Below are 15,068 nucleotides of genomic sequence, written 5' to 3'. Positions count from 1 at the left end.
CCTCCTTTTGGTCACATGTCAGCGCTGACACGTGGGCTATGGTCGGATATTTTCCTATTGCGCTAGTTTCGACATTTGAGACACCGAATGTCAAGCCACCGGCACGCGGGCATCGGCGCCCGAAGAGCAAAGAAGCGGAGAGCCTCCATGACTGAACCCGATTCCCGACCTGTGCCCGCATGGACACCGGACGCGTCGACCGCAGCGCGCAGCCGGATTGCCGCCTTCACGCGACAGGTTGAGGAGCGACACGAGGTGCGCCTGCCGGACTACGACGCGCTGTGGCAGTGGTCGGTCGACAACCTTCCAGAATTCTGGGCCGAGGTCTGGGACTTCTTCGAGGTGCGCGCGTCAATGCCGGCGCACACCATCCTCGACTCGGTGCGGATGCCGGGAGCGCGGTGGTTCGCCGGCGCCGAGCTCAACTACGTCGACAACGTCTTCCGCGACCGTGATCCCGAGCGAATCGCGATCATCGAGATCGTCGAGGACGGGCGCACCGAGCACGTCTCCTGGGGCGAACTCGAGCGCCGGGTCGCCGCGGTCGCCGCGACCTTCCGCCGACTCGGGGTCTCCGCGGGTGACCGGGTGGCGGGCTACATCCCCCACTGCTCCGCCGGAATCATCGCCTTTCTCGCGGCGGCCTCCCTCGGGGCGGTCTGGTCGTGCTGCGCGCCCGACTACGCGGCGGATGCTGCGGCGAAGCGCCTGGCACAGCTCGAGCCGGTGCTGCTCGTCGCCTGCGACGGATACTCGTTCAACGGTCGCTCGTTCGACCGCCGCGATCAGGCCGTGGAACTCGCTCGCCTGCTGCCCAGCGTGCAGGAGGTCGTGCACATCGAGCACGCCGGCCTGGAGCGGCTCGACTACGGCCGCTCCACAACGACCTGGTCGGAGGCGCTCACCCCGATGGATGCCGCGCCGCTCGCGCCCCTGCAGGTGCCCTTCGATCACCCGCTGTGGGTGCTGTTCTCATCAGGCACCACCGGCATCCCCAAGGGCATCGTGCATGGTCACGGTGGCATCACGCTCGACGCGCAGAAGAACCTCGGGCTCCAGATGGACATGACAGCAGACGACCGCATGTTCTGGTACACCTCGCCCAACTGGATGATGTGGAACTTCGTCGCCAACGCGCTGCTGCTGGGCGCATCGATCGTGACGTACGACGGAAACCCGACCTTCCCCGAGGCCGGCCGCCTGTGGGACATCGCGGCCGAGCACGACGTGACGATCCTCGGCACGAGCCCCGGGTATCTGCAGGCGAGTGAGCGCGCCGGCTACACCATCCCCCCGGTCCCGCACCTGCGCATGGTGGGGGCCACCGGGTCGCCGGTGCCGCCGAGCGCGTTCGCCTGGCTGGCCTCGCAACTCGGCTCCGAGGTGCCGCTCGTCTCGATGTCGGGTGGCACGGACATCTGCTCCGCGCTGGCGAGCGGAGCGGCGAACAAACCGATCTGGCCCGGCGAGCTTCCGGCACGCGCGCTGGGGATGGCTGTGGCGACGTGGGATCCAGACGGCAACCCGGTCACGGGCGAGGTTGGCGAGCTCGTCGTGACCAAGCCGATGCCGAGCATGCCGCTGCACCTCTGGAACGATCCCGACGGCGCGAAGTACCACAACGCCTACTTCGACCGGTTTCCCGGCGTGTGGCGGCACGGCGACTGGGCCACCATCACCGATCGGGGTTCGGTGGTGATCCACGGCAGGTCGGATGCCACGCTGAACCGCTACGGCGTGCGCCTTGGCAGCGGAGACATCTACGACGTGGTCGAGCGCCAGCCCGGGATCGTCGAGTCGCTGATCGTTGGCGTCGAGCAGCCCGACGGCGGGTATTGGATGCCGCTCTTCGTCGTGCTGTCGCACGGAGTCGAGCTCGACGACGCCCGGCGCGCGCAACTCGCATCTGCGATTCGCACCGCAACCTCGCCTCGCCATGTGCCCGACGAGATCATCGCGGTGCCTGCCATCCCTCACACGCGCACCGGCAAGAAGCTCGAGGTGCCGATCAAGCGGATCCTGCAGGGCGCCCGCCCTGAGGAGGTCGTGAGCCGGGATGCCGTCGATGACCCCGATGCGTTGGACCTGTTCGCACGACTCGGCGCCGAACGCCGCGACTGACAGCCGCCGTGAGACGAATGTCGCGTCACCAGAAGCACTCTGCTAGATTGTCGGACATTAGACTTCATTCGAATAGTCCTACAAGGAGGTGGGCCTTCCATGGTTGCTAAGGGAACGGTTTCAGAGCTCGGGTATGTGTCGCTGCGAACGACGGACCTCAAGGCGTCCATCGAGTACGCGGAGAATTTTCTCGGCCTGCGGGTAACGGAGGCCACGAGCACCAAGGCGTATCTCGCCGCCCAGGAGACGCACCACGAAATCGTCTACACCCAGTCGGATGAGAACGGCACCGACCACATGGGGGTCCTGGTTCCAAACGGTGAGGAGCTCGCAGCCGTCCGGGAGAAGGTTGCACGGCGCGGTTTCAAGGTCATCACCGAGAACCCGTTCGAAACCCATGCCGAGGCTGGCTTCGCGTTCGTCGACCACGAGGGCTACACCTGGAACGTCTACCAGGAGGCCGACCGCTACGACATTCGCGTCGGCTTCACGAATGTCGACCGCTTCGGGCACATCAACCTCAAGGTGCGCGACTCGATCACCTACCGCGACTTCCTGATCGACGTGTTCGACCTCAAGGTGTCAGACCAGATCGGTGAAGACATCGCGTTCTTCCTGCGCTGCAACGCCGACCACCACGGCATCGCGATCATGAAGCGCGATGATGTGGCCCTGCACCACCACGCCTGGCAGGTGCAGAGCATCGCCGATCTTGGCCGCCTCGGCGACCGCCTCATCCGTGCTGGATCGCGCCTCGTGTGGGGCCCCGTACGTCACGGCGCTGGCCACAATATCGCCGCCTACTACCTCGAGCCTGCGGGCGGGATTGTCGAGGTCTACGCCGACATGGAGCAGATCTACGACCCCGAGCGCGGCGTGAAGTACTGGGACCCCGAGGACCTGAGCTGGATCAACCAGTGGGACGGCCAGATTCCCGAGATGCTCCAGTACGGCTTCGCCCCGACCACTCGCTGATCGCGACCCAGGAGGAACTGACATGACCGAAGCTGTCATCGTCGCGATCGGGCGTTCCCCGATTGCGCGCGCCCGCAAGGGCGGACTCGTCGATGTGCGGGCGGATGAACTCGCGGGGCAGGTCGTATCGGGTGTGCTTGAGCGCGTCCCGGGCATTGACCACGGCGACCTCGAGGACTTTATCCTCGGATGCTCCGAGCCCAGCGGTGAGCAGGGCTTCAACCTCGCCCGGGTGATCGCCGTCTCGCTCGGCATGGACCACCTGCCGGGGGCGACGGTCACCCGCTTCTGCGCGTCATCCCTCCAGGCCACACGGATGGCCTTCCACGCGATCGCCGCCGGCGAGGGCGACGCCTTCCTCATCGGTGGGGTCGAGTCCACCACCCGTTTTCCCTCCCTCGACCCCCAGCCTGGCGAGCGTCTGGGCGGCACTGACCGCACCGCGGCACTCATCGCCGAGGGTCGCACCTGGTCCGATCCCCGTGATGAGGGCTTGGCCCCCGACGGTTCGATGACCCTCGGATTCGGCATGGGGCTGACCGCAGAACATGTCGCGCGCCTCACCGGCACGACGCGGGAAATGCAGGATGCCTACGCCCTCCGTTCCCAAACCCTCGCAGCAGAGTCGGCGCGCAGTGGTTTCTTCGACCGGGAGATCATCCCGATTACCCGCCCGGATGGAACGGTGTTCGACGCCGACGACTGCATCCGTCCCGGCACGACCGCCGAAGGACTCGCCGCGCTGGCCCCCGCATTCAGCCCGAAGGGCACCGTGACCGCGGGCAACTGCAGCCCGTTCAACGACGGCGCCTCGGCCGCCGTGGTCGTCTCGGCGGACTTCGCGCGGGAGCGTGGGCTGACCCCGCTCGCGCGGATCGTCTCAACCGCCGTGAGCGGGCTGTCGCCGGAGATCATGGGGCTCGGCCCCGTGGAGTCGTCCCGCCGCGCGCTCCAGCGTGCCGGCATGACGATCGGCGACATGGACATCGTCGAGATCAATGAGGCCTTCGCCGCCCAGGTGCTGCCCTCTGCGGCGCAGCTCGGCATCGATATCGACACGCAGCTCAACCCCTTCGGCGGCTCAATCGCGCTCGGCCACCCCTACGGTGCGACCGGCATCCGCCTGCTGTCGACCATGCTCAACGGCCTGCGCACCCGCGACCAGACCCTCGGTCTTGCCACGCTCTGCGTCGGCGGCGGCCAGGGCATGGCGGTCATCCTCGAACGCCTCAACTGACTGGAGAAGCAGATGACGAGTCCCGACTCCCACGGCCCCAACGAGCCTCACCTCAGCGACGATGAGCGGCGCGCCCAGGGCTTCGCCGTGCGGCGCAGCGTGCTCTCAGACGGTCACGTCGACCGCGCGATCGAGAAGACGACCTGGCTCACCGAGGACTTTCAGGACTTCATCACCCGCGTCGCGTGGGGCGAGGTCTGGTCGCGGCCGCAGCTCGACCGTCGTACCCGCTCGGTCGTGGTGCTGTCGTCACTTATCACGGGTGGGCACCACGCCGAGCTGAAGATGCATCTCGTCGCCGCATACCGCAACGGCCTCAGCGTCGAAGAGATCCGCGAGATCATCCTGCAGTCGGCAATCTACGCCGGCGTGCCGAACGCGAATGCCGCTTACCGGGTGGCGATCGAGGTCTTCGGAGACGGCTCCGTCATCCCGCCCGACCCCGAGTGACCGGGAGTAGCGGAAGATGACCTCGACCCCTCCGGCTGGCACGCCTCGGGGCGGCCACCCAGGCCCGCTCGCCGGGCTGCGCGTGATCGACATGTCGACGTCGTATGCGGGCCCGACCGCCGCGATGTACCTCGCCGACCTCGGCGCGGATGTCGTCAAGGTGGAGCGCCCCCGCACGGGCGACGACGCCCGCACCTGGGGACCGCCGTTCGTCGATGGGGAATCCGCATGGTTCGCATCCGCTAACCGGAATAAGCGCTCGATCGCCCTCGACGTGGCTTCCCCCGCTGGCCGCGACGTGCTGGATCGGCTGCTCGCGTCGGCCGACGTCTTCATCCAGAACGTGCTGCCGTCCAAGCTCGAGCGTCTGGGTCTCGTCCCTGAGGCCGTGCTCGATCGCCACCCACACCTGATCTACTGCGCGATGTCGGGATTCGGAATCGACGGACCAGCGCGCGACCAGCCCGGGTATGATCTCGCCGCGCAGGCGCGCTCCGGACTCATGTCGGTCACGGGCGCGAAAGGTGGCTCGCCCCAGCGGGTGTCGACGGCCCTGTCTGACATCGTCACGGGGATGTGCGCAGCCCTCGCCATCAGCGCCGCGGTCGTTCGCCAGCGGGCGGAGGGCGTCGGCGAGATCATTGACGTATCGCTGCTCGACTCCGATCTCGCGCTCATGGCGCCCCGCATCGCGTCGTTCCTCGCCGGCGACCCGGAGCCTGCGCCCAGCGGTGGCACGGACTCGGTGCTCGCGGTCTACCAGACCTTTCCCACGGCCGACCGGGAGATCGTCGTCGCAATCGGCAACGATGCAATGTGGCGACGGTTCTGCACCGCCATCGGGCTCGATCAACTCGCAGCGGATCCCGCGCTCGCGACCAACGACGGGCGACGCCGTGATCGGGCACGCATCACGGAACAGATTGCAACCGTGCTCGTGACCCGCCCAGCGCTGGAATGGACGTCGCTGCTCGCTGGCGCCGGCGTGCCAACATCCCTCGTGCAGTCGCTCGGTGAAGTGGTGGCCGACCCGCAGGTCGTCGCCCGCGACAGCGTGCTGCCAGTACCCGGGACGCCCGGGCTCAATGGGGTGCGCAGTCCGTTCCGTCTCCGTTCCATCCCCCAACCGCGCAATGAGCGCTTCCCGCAGCTCGGCGCAGACTCGGTCGACGTGCTCGCCGAGCTGGGCCTGAGCCCCGATGAGATCGGCTCGCTCACCGAGGCCGGCACCGTGGGCGCGCCGCCCGTCGACTCGAGAGGAAATGCCACAGATGGCCAATGAAGAGGTCGTCCTTGCTGAGACGCGAGGCGCAGTCAGGGTGCTGACAATCAACCGCCCGAACGTCTACAACGCGCTCAACAGCTCCGTGCTCGCACGGCTCTCCGAGCTCACGACGGAGGCGGTCGGCGACGGCATGCGCGCCGTCGTCCTGACGGGCTCGGGCCCCCGCGCCTTCAGCGCGGGGGCGGACCTCGACGAGTTCGCGGGGCTCGACGCCGTCACTGCCCAGGAACGACTGAGCGCCGGGCAGCGCGTGATGAACACGGTCGAGTCCTGCCCGATCCCGGTCATCGCGGCGGTGAATGGCTTGGCGCTTGGCGGCGGCTTCGAACTCGTGCTCGCGTCGACGTTTCCCGTGCTCGCCACCAACGCGTCACTCGGCCTGCCCGAATCCGGGCTCGGCCTGATCCCGGGCTACGGCGGCACGCAGCGCCTCCCCCGTGCGATCGGACGCGCGTCCGCCGCCTACGCGATGCTCACCGGCGATCGCATCCTGGCTGAGCGCGCCTACGAACTCGGCCTCACCCCGCTGCCACCCGTCGCCCCCGAGGAGCTCCTCCCCACGGCGCTTGGTGTCGCGGAGACGATCGCAAGCAAGGGCCCGCGGGCCCAGTCCGCCATCCTGAGCGCCATGCGCACGGCTACCGCCGACGCGCACGGCCTCGCACTGGAGGCGAATCTCGGCGCGATCGCCACCGGCAGCGCCGAAGCCGCAGAGGGCATCGCCGCATTCCTCGAGAAGCGCAGCCCGGACTTCGATCAGGTGTCCCGATGACCGCATCCGTGCTGCCGGGCATGCTGGACATCGATGCGGATGCCGATGCCTACCTGAGTGCGCACGCTCTCGTCGACGAGTCGGTCAGCGATGCGCTTCTCACCGGGCGCGAGCGCGACATCCGTGACCGCACCCGCGAGGTCGTCGCCCGCGAGGTCGCTCCGCGTGCCACCGAACTGGATCGCACGCACGCGTTCGCGCATGACAGCTACCATGCGCTGGCGGGGGCAGGCCTGGCCGGGCTGGTGTTCCCGGAGGACCTCGGCGGCTCCGGCGACAGCCATGTGGCCTACGCGGCCGCAATGGAGGAGATCACGGCCGGATGCGCCGCCACAAGCCTCGTCTACATGACCCAGACGCACGCCGCATACCCGATCCTGCTCGCCGGCAGCCGGGAGCTCGCCGAGCGCAGCATCCCGTCACTGCTGAACGGTTCGGCCTACGGGGCGATGGCGATCACCGAGCCGGATGCGGGCAGCGATGTGTCGAGCATCCGCACACGTGCAACGCGCAACGCCGATGGCAGCGCGTACACCGTGCGGGGGTCGAAGACCTTCATCACGACGGGCGACCGGGCCGACACCATCGTGTGCTTCGTGACCGTGGACCCGGGCCTCGGGCGGGACGGCGTCACCGCGGTGGTCATCGACGGCGACCTGCCGGGAGTCGAGGGCGGCATCCCATTCCACAAGATGGGCATGCACGGCTCCTCGACCGCCGAACTCTTCCTGCGCGATGTCGAGGTCCCCACCGGCAATCGCCTCGGCGAGGAGGGCTCCGGATGGCGCATCGTCATGTCATCCGTCATCAAGTCGCGCATCAGCGCGGCGGCGCAGGGCGTGGGCCTTGCACGCAACGCATACGTGCGCACGCTGTTGGCGCTGCGGGAGATTCACGGCAGGCGCCTGCCCGACGAGCTTTCCTTCCAGCTCGCGGAGCTGCGCGGTGAGATCCTGCAGGGACGACTGCTCCTGCTCGCGACCGCCCGCGAGGTCGACCATGCCGAGAACCCCTCCACGGCGCACATCGGGATCATGAAGCAGGCCTGTACCGACCTCGGCTGGCGAACCGCCGTCGCCGCGACGGCGCTCCTCGGTCCCTACGGCGACCTCGCCGGGGTGGGTGTCGAGCGCAGCCTCCGTGACGCGAAGGTGACCCAGGTCTACGACGGCACGAACGAAGTGCAACGCCTACTCATCGCGCGCGACACCTCGCGCGCGCTCGGCGATCTCATCCCCACGCAAAGGAGCGTTTCTTGACTGACACACCCCGCACCGTCGCCGTGATCGGCGCAGGCACGATGGGCTCGGGCATCGCCGCCGTCATGGCCGGTGCCGGCCAGCGAACCATCCTGTATGACCTCACCGAGGACCGCGTGCAGCGCGGCATCGACTTTGTGCACGGATTCGTCGACAAGAGCGTGCGCCTCGGCAAGCGCACAGCGGATCAGGCCGAGGCCGTGAAGTCGTCGCTCGTCGGCGTGACCGACCTGGGTGAACTCGCGAGTGCGGACGTCGTCGTCGAGGCGGTGTTCGAGGACCTTCAGGTGAAGAAGGACCTCTTCGCCCAGCTTGATGACATCGTCTCCGACCGCACGCTTCTGCACACGAACACCTCGACGCTCTCCGTGACCGCGATCGCGGCGGGTTCGCGGCTGCCGGAGCGGGTCGTCGGCACGCACTACTGCAACCCCGCCCCGCTGATGAAGCTCGTCGAACTGGCCGACGGTCGCCACACGGCGTCGTGGGCGCACGACGCCACCCTCGACTTCCTCCGCACCATCGGCAAGACCTCGGTCGTCACGAAGGACCGCCCGGGGTTCATCCTCAACCGCTTCCTCATCCCGTGGGAGAACAGCTGCATCCGCGCGCTCGAATCGGGTCTCGGCACGGTCGAGTCGATCGATGCCGCCGTCACCGGTGCCCTCGGCCACCCGATGGGCCCGTTCCGCCTGCTCGACATCGTCGGCATGGACGTGCACTGGCAGGTCGCAATGCGCCTGTACGAGCAGCTGCGCGACCCCCGCTTCGCCCCGCCCCCGATGGTCGAGCGGATGATCGCGGCTGGCGATCTCGGTCGCAAGACGGGCCGCGGCTTCTACACCTACGACGACACCGCCCTCTTCGGCGCGTGAGAACGGGAGCAGCAATGACAATGTTTGAGAAGGTCGCGGTGCTCGGCTTCGGCACGATGGGCGGCGGCATCGCCCAGGTGGTCGCCCAGTCGGGGCGGGACGTCCTCGTGCTGGAGAGCGAACAGTCGCGACTCGACGCCGGACGCGCCGGGATCGAGCGCTTCCTCGCCGCCGGCATCGAGCGGGGCAAGACCACGCCGGAGCAGCGTGATGAGGTCTTGGGTCGCATCCGCGGCACGACCTCGATCGCAGACCTGGCGGATGTCGACCTCGTCATCGAGGCGGTCACCGAACGACGCGAGGTGAAGGCCGCGCTGTTCGCCGAGGTGGCGGCCGTCGTCTCGGCGACGACCGTGCTCGCCACCAACACCTCCGCCCTCTCGGTGTCGGATCTCGCGACCTCCGCCTCGCACCCCGAGCGGTTCGCTGGGCTGCACTTCTTCAACCCCGCCCAGCTCATGAAGGTCGTCGAGGTTGTGCGCGGCCTCGCGACCTCCTCCGAGGTGAACGAGCGCCTCATCGCGTTTGTCGGTGAGATCGGCAAGGACGCGGTGCCTGTGAAGGACCGTCCCGGGTTCCTCGTGAACAAGCTCCTCATGCCGTACCTCAACGACGTGATCCAGGAGTTCGACGACGAGCTCGCGTCTGCCGAGGACATCGATGTCGCCATCCGGCTCGGCCTCGGCTACAAGCTGGGCCCCTTCGAATTGCTCGACCTCATCGGGCTCGATGTGCACGAGCACGCCACCCGCAGCGCCTACGACGCGACGCTCGACCCGGCCTTCGCGCCACCGCCGCTGCTGCAGACGATGGTGGCCGCCGGCCGCCTCGGCAACAAGTCCGGGCACGGTTTCCGAGCGGGGGTATCCAAGTGAGCACATTCGAAGACATCATCGTCGATCGCGAGGGCGCGGTCCTGACCATCACCATCAACCGGCCGGAGGCGGGCAACAAGCTCCGTGTGCAGACGTGTCTGGAACTCGTCGACGCAATTCGGATGCTGCGGCTCGACCCTTCCCTGCGCGCCGCGGTGCTGACGGGCAGCGGTGACAAGTTCTTCTGCATCGGCGGCGAGCACGACGAAACCACATCCGTCGACCCGTCCCAGGTGATTCCCATCGTCGACGTCTACCAGGCGATCGACACGGTGCCGAAGCCCGTCATCGCAGCCGTGAACGGCTTCGCGGTCGGCGGAGGAAACGTGCTGGCGAACGTGTGCGACCTCACGATTGCGTCGGAGAACGCGGTGTTCCGCCAGGTCGGCCCGATGGTCGGTAGCTTCGATGCCGGCTACGGCACCTGGTACCTCGAGGACTCGATCGGCCGCAAGCGCGCGAAGGAACTCTGGTACATCAACCGCAAGTACACGGCAGAGCAGGCGCTCGGCCTGGGGCTCGTCAACGAGGTCGTCCCGGCGGGCGAGGCGGTCGCGCGCGCCGTCGAGGTCGGCACCGAGATCGCCTCACGCAGCCCCATTGCGATCGGCGCGCTCAAGTCCGCGTTCTCGGCACGCCACAACGGCGTCTCGGGCCAGGCGCGTCTCGCGCACGACCAGTACCTGACGCTTTACCTGCAGACGCGTGAGGCCCACGAGGTCAGCACCGCCTTCAATGAGCGTCGCGCTCCCGACCCGGACCAGTTCTGGCAATGACCTGGGCCGGCGTGAACCTGAGCGAGGACCAACGCGCCGTCAGCGACATGGTGCTCGAGTGGCGCGAACCGCTCGCGCCACTCGACACTGACGACGATGCGGCCGCCGAGACCGCCCGCGCAGGCATCGTCGAGCTTGGCGTGTGGTCAATGGGGATGCCTGAGACCGTGGGCGGCGACGACGCTGCCATCGATCTCCGGGTGGCGGCACTGGCGGCCCTCGGCGGCCGATTCGCGGCACTCGCCTGGGCCTGTGCTCAGGCGCACGCCGCCGCCGAAGTGCTCGCGGGTGCCCGGGTCCGGGGCGAGTTGCTGCCCCACATCGTCGCTGGGAAGCAGGCCGTCGCGGTCGTCGACCTCGGCTCGGTCGGCGTTCAGCTCACGATCGACGGCGGCCGGGCATCCGGCACCATCGCCCGTATCGACGCCGGCGGAGCCGAGCCCGCACTCGTGATCCTCGACGGCGACGACACAGCATGGCTGCTCGAGCCTTCGGCCATCCGTGCGCGCGAGGCGCACCGGCGAACCGGCTTCGCTGGCGCGCGCACCTCGTCTGCCGTGATCGACGGCACGGTCACTCGCATCTCCGACGTGGCCGTGAGCGGCGTCCGAGCACGGCTTCGGCTCGCCGGCGCCGCAATCGCGGCCGGGGTCGCGCTCGACGCCGCAGCGCTCGCTGCAGACTACGCATCCTCGCGCGTGCAGTTCGGTGGGCCGCTGACGGCCCTGCCAACCGTGCGCCGCTCGCTCGACCAGCAGCGCCGTCGCGCGGTCCTCTCGCTCTCGGCGGCGGTGTGCGACGACGGCGAATCCCTCGACCGCGCCACGGGCGCCCTCGCGCAGAACCTGGGCCGCGCCATCGAGGTCGCCGCCGACGCCCTCCAGTCGCACGGCGGCTATGGCTACATCGAGGAATACGGCGTCGCCCGCCTGCTTCGCGACGCCGTATCCCTGCGTGCTGCGACGTCGATGATCTGACGACAGACGAAACGGGGTGTGCGGTCGGACCGCACACCCCGTTTTCGTGCAGGGAAGAGGTGCCTGCCTCCCCGCCGATGCCTACTCTTCGCGGTGCTTCGCGGGCCAGATACCGTGGCGACCGGGCGAGAGGATCCCGTTCGGGTCAACCGCATCCTTGATCGTCTCTGCGAGCCGGCGATAGGCGCCATCGTTCCAGTTGTAGATGCTCTGCGCGTCGTCCATGAAGTCAACGTGCGCCCGGAACTCGCCGTAGCCGAGCTCGCCGACCTCCCGGACGAGTTGCTTGGCGAGGGCGTACGCCTTCTCGGCCCCCTCCTTCTCATTGAGGTCGAAGGTCAGGCCGGCGACGACGCACGCCGTGCGCTGGTTGAGCGCGAACAGGCCCCCGATGAAGTTCAGTCCGTTCTCGCGGAAGCGCTGCTTGAGCTGCTCCATGACGTACCGCACCTCGGAGCCGGAGAGGGGAACGATCGGGGCGAAGGCGGCGTGCCCGAGGTTTGCCGGCCACTGGCCGGACTCGATGAGCTTCATCGTCGGGATGCCGGCTTGCACCTTGTCGGTCTCCCGGTCGATCTCGCCGTACTCCTCTGGGGCGAAGATCCGATGGCTGATGACCTTCGCGCCCGGGATGGCCTCCCACACCTCGCGGATGCGCGCGAGGTTCGCATCGACGACAGCCCTGCGTCCCCACAGCGCGGTGCGGACCGACCAGGCACCGATCCCGTACTGCTCGGCGAGCGCCCGCACGCCTTCATCGTCGATGAGCTCCGGCGGTGGAGCCGGAGCCTCGAAGATCGTGGTGAGCGTCGTGAACGTCGACATGATCGCCGGAACGCCGGTGACCGTGCGCTCAAGAAGCAGCTGCCGGAGGCTGTCGATGAGCACCTCGAGGTCCTCCTCGTTCGGCACCGTCAGCAGGAGGGGCGCGTATGCCTCGGGCTTGGGCTGGAGCCAGACGCCAGCCCTCACGACGATGCCGTAGTTGCTCTGCGCGAACATCTCGCCAAAGGAGGGCCCGAGGCCGCGGCGATAGAGGTGCCACGCCTTGTTGTCCGGGATGGCACCCATACCGGTGCGCACGAGTTCCCCGGTCGGCAGGACGACCTCGAGGCCGCACAACAGCTGGAAGTCGGAGCCGTAGGGCTGGTAGGTGACGCCGTTGTCCATCGAGTTGCCGATGACCGAGCCCCAACCAAGGTCGGTGATGGAGAGCTGCAGCGCGTGCCCTCCCGCCTCGATCGCGTCGTAGAGGTCCATCCACCGCACACCCGGCTCCACGACGGCGTAGGCAAGTTCCTCGTTGATCTCGAGCACCCGGTTCATCTTCCGGAGGCTGATCTGGATCGACCCGCGCACCACCGGTGAGGGGCCACCGTAGCCGCCACGCCCCTGGCCGTGCGGCCAGACGGGCACACCGTGGCGGTTTGCGATGCGCATGACCTCCTGCACCTCCTCGACGCTCGTCGGGAAGACCACTGCGGAGCCGACGTAGGTGTCGTCGCCGGGGATCCAATACGGGTCCTTGAACTCGTCGACGCTGGCACCGTCGATGACTACGCGATCCTCGCTGAGTGCGGTGGTGAGGTCGCTGAGGACCACCGGGTCAAGGGTCGGGCGCTCAGTCATGCTGCTCCTTCACAGTGGAGGCTGGTTTGTTGCCGGATGTGAATCAGGCGACGAGCACTCTTGCGAGCTGCCCAGAGCGGCGCGCTCGCAAGAGTGCTCGTGCCTGTCGGCGACTCAGCCCTGCCAGGCTTCCTCGGGCACTGGGCTGAACGGGTTCGCCTCGATGGTCCAGTACTTCGCCGGCACGTTCTCAGCGTCGGCATGCACCGCTTGGAGGGTGGGGATGCTGGCGATTGATACTGCATACACCAGCTCATCGAGCCTGGTCGTCGCATCCTGCACGAGCTTCTTCTGCTCCGCAGCATCCGGGTTCGTGGCAGCGGCCTGGAGTCTCGCGACCAGCTCTTCGTCGAGCGGGATGTTCTTCGGGTTAGCGAGGCCGCCCATGGGTCGGAACAGTGCATAGATGCCCTGCGAGAGCCCGTTGGCGCCGCTCGACATGACAACTGCGTCGTGGTTGGGCATCTGCATCGCCACCTCGCCGGGACCTCCGTCGAACGGAACGAGATCCAGGGTCACACCGATCTCTGCGTACGCCGATTTGAGCGCCTGGCCGATAGCGGCACCCGGGTCGAAGAACGCGGGATCGAGCACGCTGATCGTGAAGCCATCCGCATAACCAGCCTCGGCCAGCAGTTCCTTGGCCTTGTCGATGTCGTGGGCATACATGTCCCCGTTCACCTCTTTGAAGCCCTCTGCCCCTTCGGGGATGAAGGAACTGGTGGGGATGGCTTCCGCGCCCCACAGTGCGCTGGCGATGTCAGCGCGCGGCGTCGCGAAGGCCAGGGCCTGACGCACCGTGTTGTCCGCCAGCGGGCCGGAGTCGCGGGAGACGAGTGCAAGCGAGGCGAACGCACCGAGCGGTCCACGCGATGTCGTGAGGCCCGCGTCTTCAACCGCCGAAGCGTCAGCTGGGGGGATGTTCGACGCCCAGGTCACCTGCCCGGAGCGGAGCGCGTTGAGCCGCGCAGAGGGGTCCATCATTGGCTGGAGCACAACCTTGTCGTACTTGATCGCATCCTGGTTGTAGTACTTGGGGTTCGGCACGTAGACGTACTTCACGCCCTTGGTCGTCTCCGAGGCCTCGAGCACGTATGGTCCACTGCCGGCGGTGTCTTCTGCGATGAGACTCCGATCCTTGGCGGCGGCCGGGGAGACGATGTAGCTGACCCCGTTGGGTCCTGAGAGGAGGTAGGTTGCGAACTCATCCGTCAGCGCCTCACCGAAGGTGATGTCAACCTGGTCCTCGCCAGCGGCAGCAGCGCCGACGATGGGATAGCTGAGCGCGGCAAACGGCCCGGGGGCGGTCAGATATGACGTGAAGGATGCGGCAACGGCCTCGCCGTTGAGCGGCGTGCCGTCTTCGAACTCGACGCCGTCGCGCAGTGTCAGCCGAAGCACGGTGCGGGTCTCATCGGTCCACTCCCAGGAGGTCGCCAGGTTGGGCTGGATCGCCCCGTCGACCGGGGACAGGTAGGTGAGGGTGTCATAGGCGACGCTGCAGTACACGATCGGCACGCAGTTCGCGGTGTCGAGATTCATGACGTCCCCAGACAGGGCCGCGGTGAAGGTTCCGCCTGTACCTGAGTTGCCTGACGGACCGTCATCGTCCGGTGTTCCCGTTCCAGTGCACGCTGCGAGCGTCATCGCGAGCAGCAACGTGCCCGACACGGTGATGACGCGCGGGCGCCAGCGGTTCTTCATTGACATGTGCATTGCCCCTGTCCGGCGCCTACTCACGACGCCGTTGTCTGAGTTTTGATTCAGACCTCACTGTCTGACTCTTGGCGAGACTATCGATCGCGTCGGCCACTGTCAACGGTAGGACGACGGTTCA

13 protein-coding genes are annotated in these 15,068 nt (G+C 67.7%); 11 read left to right on the top strand and 2 right to left on the bottom strand.

Annotated features, from left to right (window positions below; genetic code table 11):
• Positions 1-147 precede the first annotated feature (147 nt).
• From ACIQK7_RS07295 to ACIQK7_RS07245, 11 genes are all read left to right on the top strand, one after another.
• Positions 148-2,121, top strand: coding sequence for an acetoacetate--CoA ligase (locus ACIQK7_RS07295; RefSeq protein ID WP_403022753.1), 1,974 nt, complete (start codon positions 148-150; stop codon positions 2,119-2,121).
• 99 nt (positions 2,122-2,220) lie between these two features.
• Positions 2,221-3,096, top strand: coding sequence for a VOC family protein (locus tag ACIQK7_RS07290; RefSeq protein ID WP_403022750.1), 876 nt, complete (start codon positions 2,221-2,223; stop codon positions 3,094-3,096).
• Between the two features lie 22 nt (positions 3,097-3,118).
• Entirely contained in the window at positions 3,119-4,333 is a 1,215-nt protein-coding gene (locus tag ACIQK7_RS07285) for an acetyl-CoA C-acyltransferase (RefSeq protein ID WP_403022747.1), read from the top strand.
• 12 nt (positions 4,334-4,345) lie between these two features.
• A complete protein-coding gene (locus ACIQK7_RS07280) occupies positions 4,346-4,783 on the top strand; it encodes a carboxymuconolactone decarboxylase family protein (RefSeq protein ID WP_403022744.1) in 438 nt (145 codons plus the stop codon).
• 16 nt (positions 4,784-4,799) lie between these two features.
• Positions 4,800-6,065: a CaiB/BaiF CoA transferase family protein gene (locus ACIQK7_RS07275; protein ID WP_403022741.1), complete on the top strand. Its 1,266-nt coding sequence runs from the start codon at positions 4,800-4,802 to the stop codon at positions 6,063-6,065.
• Positions 6,055-6,840, top strand: coding sequence for an enoyl-CoA hydratase/isomerase family protein (locus tag ACIQK7_RS07270; protein ID WP_403022738.1), 786 nt, complete (start codon positions 6,055-6,057; stop codon positions 6,838-6,840). Before ACIQK7_RS07275 ends, ACIQK7_RS07270 begins: the two co-directional genes overlap by 11 nt.
• Positions 6,837-8,099 (top strand): acyl-CoA dehydrogenase family protein, encoded by a 1,263-nt coding sequence (locus ACIQK7_RS07265; protein WP_403022735.1) that lies wholly within the window; start codon positions 6,837-6,839, stop codon positions 8,097-8,099. The genes ACIQK7_RS07270 and ACIQK7_RS07265 overlap by 4 nt, the downstream gene beginning before the upstream one ends.
• The gene (locus ACIQK7_RS07260) at positions 8,096-8,974 is read left to right on the top strand and encodes a 3-hydroxyacyl-CoA dehydrogenase family protein (RefSeq protein ID WP_403022733.1); all 879 of its coding nucleotides are present in this window, start codon (positions 8,096-8,098) and stop codon (positions 8,972-8,974) included. Before ACIQK7_RS07265 ends, ACIQK7_RS07260 begins: the two co-directional genes overlap by 4 nt.
• Positions 8,975-8,988: 14 nt before the next feature.
• Positions 8,989-9,849 (top strand): 3-hydroxyacyl-CoA dehydrogenase family protein, encoded by an 861-nt coding sequence (locus ACIQK7_RS07255; RefSeq protein WP_403022730.1) that lies wholly within the window; start codon positions 8,989-8,991, stop codon positions 9,847-9,849.
• Positions 9,846-10,625, top strand: a complete 780-nt coding sequence (locus tag ACIQK7_RS07250; protein WP_403022727.1) for an enoyl-CoA hydratase-related protein — start codon at positions 9,846-9,848, stop codon at positions 10,623-10,625. The genes ACIQK7_RS07255 and ACIQK7_RS07250 overlap by 4 nt, the downstream gene beginning before the upstream one ends.
• The gene (locus ACIQK7_RS07245) at positions 10,622-11,602 is read left to right on the top strand and encodes an acyl-CoA dehydrogenase family protein (protein ID WP_403022726.1); all 981 of its coding nucleotides are present in this window, start codon (positions 10,622-10,624) and stop codon (positions 11,600-11,602) included. The genes ACIQK7_RS07250 and ACIQK7_RS07245 overlap by 4 nt, the downstream gene beginning before the upstream one ends.
• Positions 11,603-11,683: 81 nt before the next feature.
• Here ACIQK7_RS07245 and ACIQK7_RS07240 read toward each other — a convergent pair whose 3' ends face one another.
• Entirely contained in the window at positions 11,684-13,231 is a 1,548-nt protein-coding gene (locus ACIQK7_RS07240) for an FAD-binding oxidoreductase (protein ID WP_403022723.1), read from the bottom strand.
• 114 nt (positions 13,232-13,345) lie between these two features.
• The gene (locus tag ACIQK7_RS07235) at positions 13,346-14,941 is read right to left on the bottom strand and encodes an ABC transporter substrate-binding protein (RefSeq protein WP_403022720.1); all 1,596 of its coding nucleotides are present in this window, start codon (positions 14,939-14,941) and stop codon (positions 13,346-13,348) included.
• Positions 14,942-15,068 lie beyond the last annotated feature (127 nt).

This window comes from Salinibacterium sp. GXW1014, from assembly GCF_044769865.1.
Lineage (GTDB): Bacteria > Actinomycetota > Actinomycetes > Actinomycetales > Microbacteriaceae > Homoserinimonas.
Note: the sequence above shows the minus strand (reverse complement) of the source record. Positions and strands in the feature narration are given on the sequence as shown.